Here is a 12,752-nt window from a genome sequence, read left to right as displayed (position 1 = left end):
CTTCAACTCGTCGTCGATCCGGGCATAGAGTGCCGTTGCGAGGGTGTCTAGGTCTGTCTTCACACACTGACATTGGACGCCCTCGCCCCATGTCCGCAGGCGAACCCTTGGACTCATTCATCTAGTCACTTCTCGGCCTGTTTCGTCGGGAGGTAGCGCTGCGAGACCCGCTCGTCGGGGAACTGCGGGTAGGGAATCCGGTCGAAGATGTCCGGCGTATGCCGCGACACGCTGAGCGGGAACTCGGGCGGACGCTTCTCCAGGAAGGACGCCACGCCTTCGGCCGCGTCCGCGCCCCGGGCGCGCTCGAACAGCGCGCGCGACTCGGCGACATGCGCGGTCATCGGGTGTTCCGCGCCGAGCATTCGCCACAGCAGCTGCCTCGTCAGCGCAGCAGAGACCGGCGAGACGTTCTCGGCGATCTCCTTGGCCACGGCTCGCGCCGCGGGAAGCAGATCCTCCGGCGCGTGCACGGCGCTGACGAGACCGGCCCTCAGCATCTCTCGCGGCTGGATCATGCGGCCCGTCAGCGCCCATTCGGTCGCCTTGCCGATGCCCACCACGCGCGGCAGGAACCAGCTGGACGCGCCGTCCGGGACGATGCCGCGCCGGGCGAACAGGAAACCGATCTTGGCTTTCTCCGACACCAGCCGGATATCCATGGCCAGCGGCATGGTGGCGCCGATGCCGACCCCGGCACCGTTGATGGCAGCGATGACGGGCTTGCGCGAGGCGAAGACCCGCAGCGTGACCATGCCGCCCGAGTCGGGGGGTAACGGCGGAAACTGCTCATCGCCACCGCGTTTGGCGGTCGCGAACCCGCCGCCGGAGAGGTCCGCGCCGGCGCAGAACGCCCGGCCGGCCCCGGTGACGATCACCGCACGCACGTCGTCGTCGGCGTCGGTCCGGTCGAACGCCGCGATCAGGTCGTCCCGCATGCCCATGGTGAAGGAGTTGAGCTTCTCCGGACGGTTCAGCGTGATGGTGGCGATGTGATCGGTGACGTCGTAGAGCAGCGTCTCGTACATCTGTGCCATCTGCGTCATGCATTGCCTCCCATCAGGTTTAGGCCCCATCCAAGGACGGGATCGGGGTGTTGGCGCAGGACGTCAGCGGAACGTGTCCCATCGGCTCCTCGGGACGTCCGCTCCGCCCCGCACCGGGCAAGCTCGGGAGCCGACGACGCTGGGCAGCGCGCCCGCGCGACATGCCCCAGTGCACCAGCCCCGGTGGACCGGAACAAGGGCGAAGTCGTGAACGGACCGATAGGCTGTTCCTATGGCACAGCTCGACCGGACCTAGGGTGAGCCCGTGGAGCTCCACCAGATTCGCTACTTCCTCGCGGTCGTCGATAACCAGGGTCTCGGTATTGCCGCCGGCGCGCTGGGAGTGGCTCAGCCGACGGTGTCCCAGGCGGTCCGGGAACTGGAACGTGACCTGGGAGTCGAGCTGTTTCATCGCCTTGGGCGCGGCATGGTGCTCAGCTCGGCGGGACGTGCGCTGGTGGGACCGGCCCGGCGGATCCTGCGGGATGTCGCGGCGGCCGAGGGTGCCTTGGTCGACGCGGCCGGGCAGCTCCGCGGTCGCTTGGACATCGCGGTAATGCCTTCACTGGCGGTCGACCCGGTCGCGCGGATGGTGAGTGCGTTCCGCCACGCTCATCCGAGCGTGTCCGTCCGGATCGGGAGTGTCGAGTCCGCCGAGGCCGGCTTGGCGTTGATCAAGCAAGGCGATTATGAGCTGGTGGCCTGCTACCTGCCGCTGTCCGGCGACGCCGCCGGGCTCACGGTGGAGCCCGTGGGCGTGCAGGAGTACTGCGTCGTCATGCCACCCGGTACGGAACTGCCGCCGGACGATCCGCTGCCGCTGTCCGCGCTACCGGGCCTCCCGCTGATCGCGGTGCGGCGGCAAGATTCCCGGACGAGCCAGATCGAGCAGGCGGTCGCCGCGGCGGGCGCGCTCCGCCGGGCAGCCGCCCTGGTCGAGAGCCCACATGCACGGCTCCCCTTCGTACTGGCGGGTGTGGGTGGGAGTTTCCTGCCGCGGGCCGTCGCCGAGGACGCCATCTCCCAGGGCCTTGTGGTCCGCGCGGTCACGCCCCCGTTCTCGTGGCGGTACGGCCTCGTGTTCGATGCGGCAGCCCTTTCGAACGCGGGCCGGGCGTTCGTCGCCGTCGCCACCTCAGCCCCCGAGTTCAACGCCCGCGACACCCATGAATGCCCGCGCGGCGGGTGAGAGTTCGCCGGAGCGGAACACCAGTCCGATGTCCTGCTCCAGATGAGGACACAGCGATCGGATCACCACGTCCCGCAGCTGGGTTTCGGCGAGGTGCCGCGGCAGGAAGGTCGCCCCGGCTCCCAGCCGGACCAGGTCCCAGACAGCCTGCCGGTGCGCGCATTCGACAGCGACCTGGCAGCCGGGCACAGGCATGGTCGCGGCGTCCACGTCTGCGATCACCAGCGGCACGGCTGCCACCGCGTCCAGCGGTACCGGGTCGGGCAGCCCTTCGGCGAGCGCCGGCGGAAGGACGAGCGTGATTTCGTCGGTCTTCAGTCGCCGGATGCGAAGCGTCTCGGTCCTGGCAGGGAGTTCGATCAGGCCGATTTCGGCCCGGCCGTGCCGTACCTCGTCGACCACCTGCACCGCGCCGCCCGGCGACACGATGCTGAGCAGGATCCCGGGGTGTTCCCGGCGAAGCCGGCCGGCCAGCTCCGGCAGCGGATCGACCTCGAGGGTCGCGGTCGCCGCCAGCTCCAGGCGGCCGCCTCCCAGATCCCGGACTGCGCGGACGGCGGCGCGCGCCCGCTCAACGTCGCTCTCGATCGTGCGGGCCGCGGCCGCCAGCGACTTGCCCGCCGCCGTCAACACGAGCCTTCGCCCCGAACGGTCGAACAGCTGCACGCCAAGCTGCCGCTCCAGAGTCCGGATCGCCTGCGACAACGACGGCTGCGCGATATAGAGCGCCTCGGCTGCCTTGGTGATGCTGCCCTGGTCGACGACGACGCGGAAGTACCTGAGCAGCCGTAGATCCACGGATCCACCCTAGGTCCAGCCGCACCGGTCGTCCATCCCTCCTACGTGCGGATATAGGAACCACCTATGGGACGGATTTGATGCCGGTCTTTGTCTTCCCGCGAACCCGTGTGCTTGATTCGACGATATCTGCTTGGTTCCCGTCGAGTCAGGAGTTGCAGGCATGAGGGACGCGGTCATCGTCGCCGGGGTACGGACCCCGATCGGCAAGCGGGACGGAGCGTTGTCCGCCATCCACCCTGCCGACCTGTCGGCCGCGGTGCTGCGGGCTCTCGCCGACCGAACCGGGGTGGACCCCGCCGACATCGACGACGTGGTGTGGGGCTGCGTCAGTCAGGCTTCCGACCAGGCGGGCAACATCGGGCGTAATGCCGTCCTCGCCGCCGAGTGGCCCGAAACGGTCACCGCGACCACCGTCAACCGGGCTTGCGGGTCCAGTCAGCAGGCCGTTGCCTTCGCCGCCGCCGGCGTCATCGCAGGCCACTACGACCTCGCCGTCGCCGGCGGTGTGGAGTCGATGAGCCGGGTACCCATGGGCAGCGCGGCGCAAGGCGGGCAGCCCGTGCCCGGCCACGTGCTCGACCGCTACGGCGTCGACGGGTTCAGCCAGGGCATCGGCGCGGAGATGATCGCCGCGAAATGGGGCCTGTCCCGCTCCGTCCTCGACGAGTTCGCGCTGCGATCACACGAACTCGCCCTCGCCGCCTCGGATTCCGGTGCGCTGTCGGGCCAGTTGCTACCGATCGCGGGACTGACCGCGGACGAGGGCATGCGGCGCGGCGGCACGATCGCGAAACTGGCGAGCCTCAAGCCCGCGTTCAAAGAGGACGGTGTCATCCACGCCGGCAACTCATCGCAGATCTCCGACGGCGCCGGCGCCGTGTTGATCACCACGAGCGAGTACGCGCGGACACACGGCCTCACCCCGCTGGTGCGGGTGCATACGTCGGTGGTGGCCGGTGACGACCCGGTCGTCATGCTTACCGGACCCATCCCCGCCACCGCCAAGGCGTTGCAGCGGTCCGGACTGTCCATCGATGACATCGGGGCGTTCGAGGTGAACGAGGCATTCGCGCCGGTCCCGCTGGCGTGGCTGGCCGAAACCGGTGCCGCCGCGGGCCGGCTGAACCCGCTGGGCGGCGCGATCGCCGTCGGGCACCCGCTGGGCGGGTCGGGGGCCATCCTGATGACGCGACTCGCGCACCACATGCGCGACAACGGGATTCGCTACGGCCTGCAGACCATGTGCGAGGCCGGCGGGCTGGCCAACGCCACCATCCTCGAACTGCTGTGACGGCCCACGCATGACTTTCGCCGAAGAACGGCGAGTTCGTCGGCACAACCGAGGTATCCCGACCACATTCGCCCGTCGCTCGAGAGCAAGGCAGGAAGGCACATCATGAAGCTGGAAGGATCATCGGTCGCGGTCACCGGCGGCGCGTCCGGGCTCGGGCTGGCGACGGCGCGTCGCCTGGTCAAGGCCGGGGCCCAGGTGACCCTGATCGACCTGCCGCAGTCCAACGGCGAGAAGGCGGCCGCCGAACTCGGTGAAGGAGCACGGTTCGCGCCTGGCGACGTCACCGACGAGGCCGGCTTCGCAGTGGCGCTCGACACTGCGAGCGAGCATGGCGGCCTTCGCGGACTGGTGCACTGCGCCGGTAGTGGTCGCAAGGTCCGCATACTCGACAAGGAAGGCAACCCCGGGTCGCTCGCCGACTTCGAGTTCATCATCAGACTGAATCTGGTGGGCTCGTTCAACGCATTGCGGCTCGGAGCCGCCCGGATCGCGCGAACCGAGGCCGTCGACGGCGAGCGGGGCGCGATCGTGATGACCGCGTCGGTCGCCGCATATGAAGGCCAGATCGGGCAGATTCCCTACACCGCCTCGAAGGCGGGTGTCGTGGGCATGACGGTGACCGCGGCCCGGGACCTCGCCAGCCGCGGTATCCGAGTGTGCACGATCGCGCCCGGAATCATGGACACCCCGTTGCTGGGCCGGCTCCGGGACGACATCCGCGCGAGCCTGGCCAAGAGCGTGCCCAACCCCGCACGCCTGGGCCGTCCCGACGAATACGCCCTGCTCGCCTTGCAAATCCTGGAAAACGGCTACCTCAACGGCGAGACCATCCGGCTCGACGGCGCCATCCGCATGGCACCCCGGTAAGGCGGCGACGACCGAAACTGTCCGTCGAATGGATGATCCTCGACGAAAAGACCACTCCGTTTAACGACCCGCGGGTGCGCAAGGCCGTCAACAGCGCGATCGACCCCCAGCAGCTCAACGCCGTACGGTGACAGGGCAAAGGGCAAGTCGCGCAGACCTTCCTCACCAAGGACCACCCCGACTACGACGCCGACGCCCGCCTGCTCGGGTACGACAAGACGGCCGCGCAGGACCTCTTCGATCAAGCCGCCGCTGATTTGAAAGGCCCCGTGCGCTTCCGCATCTTGTGCGCGCCCGCTACGTGCGACCGGGCCGAGGCGGTTCAGGCACTCATGGCCGGCTACCGGAACGTCGAGGTGACCATCGATCTGCGGCCGGCAGCGGAGAACTATCCCGCCGTTGCCCGTGGGGACTTCGAGGTCGCGATTTTCAGCCAGACGATGCCGGTGTCATTCGAACCCACCGTGTCCCAGTTCTGGCGGTCCGGCGAATCCCGCGTTCCGCAAGGTTCCCATCCCGAGGCCGACGCGGCCATCGACCAGGGCCGCGTGGCTGTGGACGAGGGCCAGCGCACCGCGGCGACGCACACACTCCAGGAAGCCATGGTGAACGGATCCCACCTCTGGTTCCTGCCAGTTGTCCCCCCACCGGACACCGTCGCGATCGCCAACCGCCTGCATGGAGCCCGTATGCTCCTGATGGGCATTCTCCCCGAAGAGGTCTGGGTCTCCCCATAGCGAGATGGCTCCGTCGATACTCGACGGCAAGACGCCGTAGTTCCGCAATCACTCGCCGCGCCAGGCCGGGGCGCGCTTTTCCGCGAACGCCAGCGCACCTTCGCGGGCGTCGGCGGACTGCATGACCGGCTGGGCGATGGCGCGCTGAGTCTCGAACGCGTCGGCGTCGGTCCACCGAGCCGATTCGCTGACGATCCGCTTGGTCGCCCGGACCGCGAGCGGACCGTTGGCAGCGATCGTCGCGGCCAGTTCTTTCGCAGCCGCCAGAGCGCCACCTTCCTCGCTCAACACGGACACGAGCCCGAACCGTTGCGCTTCCTCGGCGGTGATCGGGTCGCCGGTCAGGGCGATGCGCATCGCGACCGGGTACGGCAGCGCCTTGGGCAGCCGCAGCAGGCCACCCGCCATCGCCACGAGACCGCGTTTGACCTCCGGCAGGCCGAACCGCGCGGTGCGCGCCGCGACCACGAGGTCGGCACTCAGCGCGAGCTCGCACCCGCCGGCCAGCGCCCACCCCTCGATCGCGGCGATCAGCGGCTTGCTCGGTGGAGACTCGGTGAGCCCGCCGAAGCCGCGCCCGGGAATGCTCGCCGACTCACCGCGGGTGAACTCCTTGAGGTCCATGCCGGCACAGAAGGTTCCGCCCGCGCCGGTGATGATGCCGACCGCGAGATCGGACCGCTCCTCCAGCGTGTCGACAGCGGCCGCGATCGCGGCAGCCGTGGCGGCGTTGACCGCGTTCTTCGCCCGCGGACGGTTGATCGTGATCAATGCGATGCCGTCCGAATACTCGGTCAGCACCTCGTTGGAGATGTCGGACATGATTCAGCCTTCGATCCTTCAGCGGAGATGGGGTTCGCGCCGTCGCGTGCGGTGTCAGAGACCGAGCGACTTGCTGATGATGGTCTTCATGATTTCGCTGGTACCACCGTAGATCCGGGTCACCCGGGCGTCGGTGTACAAGCGCGAGATCGGGTATTCGGCCATGTAGCCGTAGCCTCCGTGCAGCTGAAGGCACTTGTCGACCACCCGGCCCTGCAGCTCCGTGCAGAACAGCTTGACTTTGGCGGCGTCGACGGCCGTCAGCTCGCCCCGGTCGTGGTCGTCGAGCGCGCGGTCGACCAGCATCTGCCCCGCCTCGATCTCGGTGGCGCACTCCGCGAGTACGAACCGCGTGTTCTGAAAGGCCGAGATCGGTTTGCCGAACGCCTTGCGCTCCTTGACGTATCGCACGGCCGCGTCCATCGCCGCCCGCGCCGCCGCCACGGAACCGACGGCGATCGACAGCCGCTCCTGCGGCAGGTTGTGGGTCAGATGCTGGAAGGCCATATCGGGCTCGCCAAGCAGGTTGCCGACCGGCACGCGTACATCCGAAAAGGACAGTTGGGCTGTGTCCTGCGCCTTGATTCCGATCTTCTCCAGGTTCCCGCCGACCGCGAAGCCCGGGCGGTCGGCTTCGACGACGATCAGACTGAGACCCGCACGCCGGTTGTCCGGAGCAGGAGGGGACGTCCTCGCCACGACGAGCACGAGGTCGGCGTTGACGCCGCCGGTGATGAACGTTTTCGTTCCGTTGACCACGTACTCGTCACCGTTCAGGACCGCGGACGTCGCAATGCCCGCCAGGTCCGAGCCCGTGTCGGGCTCGGTCATCGCGATCGCGGTCATCAGCTCGCCGCTGGCGATGCCCGGCAACCACCGGCGCTTCTGCTCGTCCGTCGCGTAGTGGAGGAAGTAGGGCAAGACGATGTCCATGTGCACCCGCATGGCACCCAGGCCGAGCTCGGCCCGCATCGACTCCTCGGTCAGCACGGCGCTGAACTTGTAGCTGGGCTGGCCCCCGCCGCCGTATTCCTCCGGCACCGCCATGCCGAGCACGCCGAGGTCGCCCACCCGCCGGTAGAAGCTCCTGGGGACCCGGCCCTGCTTCTCCCACTGCGGGAAGTCGGGTACGACCTCCTTCTCGAAGAACGCCCGCACGGTCTCCCGGAAGGCGTCGTGGTCGGCATCGAACACGGTCCGGCGCATACGTCACATCCTAACTATTCGAACGATCGATAAATTTATGCGTCACGGGCCGCTCGCGTCAAGCGACATCCGGAATGACCGGCGCGGATCGGTTACCGTGAACCCGTGCCGAGCGGATCCAGTAACACATCAGCGACAACACCGCGCCGCCGTGCGGGGCGGCCGACATCGGCGGCCAGCAAGGAGCGAGGCGACGGCCGCACGCTCGTCACGGCCGCGGCGCGGGAAGCGTTCGCCGAGTACGGCTACCACGGCGTGTCCATCCGCGCGATCGCCAAGGCGGCGGACGTGAGCATGTCCGCGATGTACCACTACTACCCCGGTAAGCAAGAGCTGCTCTTCGCCCTGCTCCAAGACGGGATCGCGGACTACCACCGGATCTGCCGGGCGGCACTGGACGTCGCGGGAGACGACCCGGTTGCGCACCTGGATGCGCTGGTTGGCGCGACCGTTCGGTATCGCGCCACCCACAAGGTCGAAAGCAACCTGATGCTCAGCGAGGTGCGGAACCTCAATGAGGACTTCCAGGCGCAGCTCAGGGAACCGCAGGACGCGGCGACGACCACGATGACCGAAATCATCTCCGCCGGCATCCGGTCCGGACAGTTCACGACCAAGTACCCCGACGATGCCCGGCGGGCCGTGTTCGCCATGTGCAACTCGGTCGCCCACTGGTACGACCCCAGCGGCCCGATCAGTCTGGACGAGCTGGTGACGCGCTACTGGGAGCTCGCCCACGCCCTGGTCGGCTACCGCGAGCAAGCGGACTGAGCAACGCCTACCAGGGCGGTCGGGTGACTGTCCTCACAATTATTCGAACGCTCGATAATATATGGTGTCCTCGACCGTCCCTCGTGGTCAGGAGGCACCGTGCGAGAAGCGGTCATCTGCGAACTGGTGCGCACACCTTGGCGGCCACGGTGATCGCGGCGATCCTCGAGCGCAGCGGCCTGCCGGTGACGACCACGGGTTTGCAGGTGATGCCGCGTCGCGATGCCCGATACGGCCCCGAAACCATGTGCATCGGTGGCGGCGAGGGGCTCGCCGCGATCTTCACCAAGGGTTGGTTTCCTTCGTCCGCCGACAAAACACGATCCAGGCCCCGCCTGGGAAGGAGCACATCACCGTGACTACTCGCGAACGCGTTGCCATCGTCACCGGCTCGGCCCGCGGCATCGGTGCCGCTACCGCGATACGGCTCGCCTCGGATGGGTTCGCCGTGGCGGTGCTCGACCTCGACGAGACCGCCGGCAAGTCCACTGTGGAAGGCATCGAGACCGCCGGCGGCCGGGCGCTCGCCGTCGGGGCCGACGTCTCGAACCAGGACCAGGTGAACGCCGCGGTAAACCGGATCGTCTCCGAACTCGGGGCGCCGACCGTCCTCGTGAACAACGCCGGTGTGACCCGCGACAACCTGCTGTTCAAGATGTCGGCCGAGGACTGGGACACCGTCGTCAACGTGCATCTGCGCGGCTCGTTCCTGATGACCAAAGCCGTCCAGAAGCACATGGTCGACGCAGGCTTCGGCCGCATCGTCAACATCTCCAGCACCTCCGCACTCGGCAACCGCGGCCAGGCCAACTACTCCACCGTCAAGGCCGGGCTGCAGGGCTTCACCAAGACACTGGCCCTCGAACTCGGCAAGTTCGGCGTCACCGCCAACTGCGTCGCCCCCGGGTTCATCGTCAGCGACATGACCCGGGCGACCGCCGCGCGAATCGGCGAAGACTGGGACACCTACCTCGCGGCCCGCGTCAAAGCGATCCCCGTCGCTCGCGCCGGCGAGCCCGGCGACATCGCCCACACTGTCTCGTTCCTGGTGAGCGAAGGCGCGGGCTACGTGTCCGGCCAGGTCATCTACGTCGCCGGCGGGCCGAAGGCATGACCGCGGTCGCCACCGGCGCGGCCGGCCTCAGGGAACTGACCGGGAAGCCGCTCGGCCACAGCGACTGGGTGCTGATCTCCCAGGAACGAATCAACGCCTTCGCCGACGCCACGAGCGATCACCAGTGGATCCACGTCGACGTCGAGCGCGCCACGCGGGAGAGCGCCTTCGGCGGCGCGATCGCCCACGGTTTCCTCACGCTGTCGCTGATCCCGAAGATGCTGCCGGAGATCCTGCAGGTGACCGGGTTCCGGATGGGCGTCAACTACGGCTGCGACAAGGTCCGCTTCCCCGCCCCAGTCCCGGCAGGCAGCCGCGTGCGCGGCACAGCCACACTCGAGGAGGTTACCGACGTTCCCGGCGGCGTCCAGCTGCGACTCGCGTTCGTCATCGAGATCGAGAACCACTCGAAGCCGGCCTGTGTCGCCACGGTCCTGCTCCGCCGGTACGAATGACCGGTCACCGGGTAGACCGAAAACCTGCGGGCAAGGACCCGGGGATCGCCGTGTTCCTCGTGCCCACCGACACGCCGGGTGTCCGCGTCGGCCCTAAGGACGCGAAGATGGGCCAAGAGGGCGCCTGGACCGCCGACGTCCATTTCGACCGGGCCCGCGTGCCGGATTCCGCGCTCGGCGGGGGCGCCGAAGAGGTGGGCTACCGCGCGGCATTGACGTCGCTCGCGCGCGGCCGGGTGCACATCGCGGCGCTCGCGGTCGACAGCGCCCAGCGCGCGCTCGAGGAGTCCGTCCTCTACGCGGCGGAAAACACCCAGGGCGGCGTGCCGATCGGCGAGCACCAGCTGGTCCAGGCGATGCTCGCGGATCAGTACACCGGCGTCGCCGCCGGTCGCGCCCTGGTCCGCGACGCGGCGGCGGGATACGACAGCGGCTCGGACCGGCGGATCGCCCCGTCCGCCGCGAGTAGTCACCGGCGGCGCCCAGGGAATCGGCTTCGCGATCGCGGACCGCTTAGTAGCGGAAGGCGCCCGTGTGGCGCTCGGCGATCTCGACGTCGTCGCGACCGAGGCCGCCGCAGAAAAGTTCGGTGGCACCGGCACTGCCTCCGCGTTCCGCTGCGACGTCACCTCCGCCTCCGATGTGAACGGTCTGCTGGCCCACGCGGTGGCGACGTTCGGCTCGCTCGACGTCCTGGTGAACAACGCGGGGCATCACAAGGGACGCGACGATGCGGAAGATGACCGAGCTCGAGTTCGACCAGGTGGTCTCGGTGCACCTCAAAGAACCTTGGAATGGCACCCGCAAGGCGGCGGCGATCATGCGAGAGCAGCGCGCGAGCGCGATCGTCAACATCTCCTCGCTGTCCGGCAAGGTCGGCATGGTGGGCCAGACGAACTACTCGGCGGCCAAGGCCGGCATGGTCGGCCTGACCAAAGCCGCGGCGAAGGAGCTGGCCCACCTCGGTGTCCGCGTCAACGCCGTGCAGCCCGGCCTCATCCGCTCCGCGATGACCGAGGCGATGCCGCAGAAGGCGTGGGACCAGAAGATGAGCGAGATCCCGATGGGCCGTCCTGGCGAGCCCGCCGAAGTTGCGAACGTCGTGCTGTTTCTCGCCTCGGACCTGTCCTCCTACCTGACGGGCACCGTGCTCGAGGTCACCGGCGGACGGTTCATGTGAGTACGCGAAAGGATTCCACCCATGCGTGAGATCGTCATCTGCGAACCGGTCCGCACCCCCATCGGCCGGTTCGGGGGCGGCCTGGCCGGCCTCACCGCCGCCGAGCTGGGCGAGGTGGTGCTGCGTGGTCTTCTCGAACGCACCGGCCTCGACCCGGCCGCAATCGGCGACGTGATCCTCGGCCACTGCTACCCCAACAGCGACGCCCCGGCCATCGGCCGCGTCGTAGCACTGGACGCCGGCCTGCCGGTGACCGTGCCCGGGATGCAGGTGGACCGCCGCTGCGGCTCCGGGCTGCAGGCGGTGCTCCAGGCCGCGATGCAGGTGGCAACCGGTGTCAACGAGCTGGCCGTCGCCGGCGGCACGGAAAGCATGAGCAACGTCGCCTTCTACTCCACGCAGATGCGCCGGGGCGTCAAGGGCGACGGGGTGACCCTTCACGACGGGCTCGCCCGCGGCCGCGTGACCGCGGGCGGCCGGGACCACCCGGTGCCCGGCGGCATGCTGGAGACCGCCGAGAACCTGCGCTCCCAGTACTCCATCTCCCGGGAAGAGCAGGACCGGCTCGCGGTCACGTCGCACCAGCGCGCGGTCGCCGCCCAGCAGGCGGGTGTCTTCGACGAGGAGATCGTCCCGGTGACCGTCAAGTCCCGCAAGGGCGACACTGTGGTGGACACCGACGAACACCCCCGTGCGGACACCACCCTGGAGACCTTGGGCAAGCTGAGGCCGGTGCTGGGCAAGCAGGATCCGGACGCGACCGTCACCGCCGGCAACGCCAGCGGACAGAACGACGCCGCCGCGGTGTGCGTCGTGACCCACCGGCAGCACGCGGAGTCGCTCGGGCTGCGACCGCTCGTCCGGCTCGTGTCGTGGGCCGTGGCCGGGGTGCCGCCGAAGACCATGGGCATCGGCCCGGTGCCCGCGTCGCATGCCGCCCTCGAGCGGGGCGGGCTCAAGATGTCCGACATGGACCTGATCGAGCTCAACGAGGCCTTCGCCGCCCAAACCCTCGCGTGCACACGCGAATGGGGCTTCGGCGAAGCGGATTTCAATCGCCTGAACGTGCACGGTTCCGGCATCTCACTGGGCCACCCGGTCGGCGCCACCGGTGCCCGGATCCTCGCTACCCTCGCCCGCGAAATGCAGCGTCGAGAGGCCCGGTACGGCCTGGAGACGATGTGCATCGGCGGCGGACAGGGTCTCGCCGCGATCTTCGAGCAAATCTCGCTCTGACCCCGAACCGCTCTGCGTCACGGAGACGCTGACG

The 12,752-nt window shown here is 68.7% G+C and carries 14 protein-coding genes and 2 pseudogenes; 12 read left to right on the top strand and 4 right to left on the bottom strand.

Annotated elements, in window-relative coordinates:
- Window positions 1–125 precede the first annotated feature (125 nt).
- Complete coding sequence (locus F8568_RS05935) at window positions 126–1,046, bottom strand: crotonase/enoyl-CoA hydratase family protein (protein WP_151592164.1); 921 nt, start codon at window positions 1,044–1,046, stop codon at window positions 126–128.
- A gap of 265 nt (window positions 1,047–1,311) precedes the next feature.
- Here F8568_RS05935 and F8568_RS05930 point away from each other — a divergent pair, with 265 nt between their 5' ends.
- Entirely contained in the window at window positions 1,312–2,235 is a 924-nt protein-coding gene (locus F8568_RS05930; protein WP_151592162.1) for a LysR family transcriptional regulator, read from the top strand.
- On the opposite strand, the gene F8568_RS05925 is transcribed toward F8568_RS05930, so the two are convergent.
- Window positions 2,182–3,033, bottom strand: coding sequence for a LysR family transcriptional regulator (locus tag F8568_RS05925; protein WP_151592160.1), 852 nt, complete (start codon window positions 3,031–3,033; stop codon window positions 2,182–2,184). The two genes, F8568_RS05930 and F8568_RS05925, sit on opposite strands and share 54 nt — an antisense overlap.
- A 163-nt stretch (window positions 3,034–3,196) precedes the next feature.
- Between F8568_RS05925 and F8568_RS05920 the strand changes: the two genes are divergently transcribed.
- The 3 genes from F8568_RS05920 (at window position 3,197) to F8568_RS05910 (ending at window position 5,934) form a co-directional block, all read left to right on the top strand.
- On the top strand, window positions 3,197–4,327 hold the full coding sequence (locus F8568_RS05920; protein WP_151592158.1) for a thiolase family protein: 1,131 nt from the start codon (window positions 3,197–3,199) through the stop codon (window positions 4,325–4,327).
- 105 nt (window positions 4,328–4,432) lie between these two features.
- Window positions 4,433–5,197 (top strand): SDR family NAD(P)-dependent oxidoreductase, encoded by a 765-nt coding sequence (locus F8568_RS05915; protein ID WP_151592156.1) that lies wholly within the window; start codon window positions 4,433–4,435, stop codon window positions 5,195–5,197.
- 269 nt (window positions 5,198–5,466) lie between these two features.
- A complete protein-coding gene (locus tag F8568_RS05910; protein ID WP_151592152.1) occupies window positions 5,467–5,934 on the top strand; it encodes a periplasmic substrate-binding domain-containing protein in 468 nt (155 codons plus the stop codon).
- A gap of 48 nt (window positions 5,935–5,982) precedes the next feature.
- Here F8568_RS05910 and F8568_RS05905 read toward each other — a convergent pair whose 3' ends face one another.
- The gene (locus F8568_RS05905; RefSeq protein ID WP_328600738.1) at window positions 5,983–6,747 is read right to left on the bottom strand and encodes a crotonase/enoyl-CoA hydratase family protein; all 765 of its coding nucleotides are present in this window, start codon (window positions 6,745–6,747) and stop codon (window positions 5,983–5,985) included.
- Between the two features lie 63 nt (window positions 6,748–6,810).
- The gene (locus tag F8568_RS05900; RefSeq protein ID WP_151592148.1) at window positions 6,811–7,962 is read right to left on the bottom strand and encodes an acyl-CoA dehydrogenase family protein; all 1,152 of its coding nucleotides are present in this window, start codon (window positions 7,960–7,962) and stop codon (window positions 6,811–6,813) included.
- Between the two features lie 105 nt (window positions 7,963–8,067).
- Between F8568_RS05900 and F8568_RS05895 the strand changes: the two genes are divergently transcribed.
- The 8 genes and pseudogenes from F8568_RS05895 to F8568_RS05865 all read left to right on the top strand — a co-directional run bounded on the left by F8568_RS05895 (window position 8,068) and on the right by F8568_RS05865 (window position 12,718).
- Window positions 8,068–8,733 carry a TetR/AcrR family transcriptional regulator gene (locus tag F8568_RS05895; RefSeq protein WP_160573527.1) on the top strand — a complete coding sequence of 222 codons (666 nt, stop codon included), beginning with the start codon at window positions 8,068–8,070 and terminating at the stop codon, window positions 8,731–8,733.
- A 137-nt stretch (window positions 8,734–8,870) separates the two neighbouring features.
- Window positions 8,871–9,092 carry a hypothetical protein gene (locus F8568_RS05890; protein WP_160573526.1) on the top strand — a complete coding sequence of 74 codons (222 nt, stop codon included), beginning with the start codon at window positions 8,871–8,873 and terminating at the stop codon, window positions 9,090–9,092.
- On the top strand, window positions 9,083–9,847 hold the full coding sequence (fabG, locus tag F8568_RS05885) for a 3-oxoacyl-ACP reductase FabG (protein ID WP_407924457.1): 765 nt from the start codon (window positions 9,083–9,085) through the stop codon (window positions 9,845–9,847). The genes F8568_RS05890 and fabG overlap by 10 nt, the downstream gene beginning before the upstream one ends.
- Window positions 9,844–10,302 carry a MaoC family dehydratase gene (locus F8568_RS05880; protein WP_151592142.1) on the top strand — a complete coding sequence of 153 codons (459 nt, stop codon included), beginning with the start codon at window positions 9,844–9,846 and terminating at the stop codon, window positions 10,300–10,302. Before fabG ends, F8568_RS05880 begins: the two co-directional genes overlap by 4 nt.
- A pseudogene (locus F8568_RS50215) lies at window positions 10,299–10,751 on the top strand (acyl-CoA dehydrogenase family protein); the annotation flags it as partial. The gene F8568_RS05880 and the pseudogene F8568_RS50215, both read left to right, overlap by 4 nt.
- Window positions 10,669–10,986: pseudogene (locus tag F8568_RS50210) on the top strand (SDR family NAD(P)-dependent oxidoreductase); the annotation flags it as partial. The pseudogenes F8568_RS50215 and F8568_RS50210, both read left to right, overlap by 83 nt.
- 55 nt (window positions 10,987–11,041) lie before the next feature.
- On the top strand, window positions 11,042–11,482 hold the full coding sequence (locus F8568_RS46590; RefSeq protein ID WP_202124529.1) for an SDR family oxidoreductase: 441 nt from the start codon (window positions 11,042–11,044) through the stop codon (window positions 11,480–11,482).
- A 21-nt stretch (window positions 11,483–11,503) separates the two neighbouring features.
- A complete protein-coding gene (locus F8568_RS05865) occupies window positions 11,504–12,718 on the top strand; it encodes an acetyl-CoA C-acetyltransferase (protein WP_151592140.1) in 1,215 nt (404 codons plus the stop codon).
- Window positions 12,719–12,752: the final 34 nt, after the last annotated feature.

The organism is Actinomadura physcomitrii (assembly GCF_008923205.2).
In the GTDB taxonomy this organism is placed as follows: Bacteria; Actinomycetota; Actinomycetes; order Streptosporangiales; family Streptosporangiaceae; genus Spirillospora; species Spirillospora physcomitrii.
This window is presented reverse-complemented; position numbering and strand designations above follow the sequence as displayed.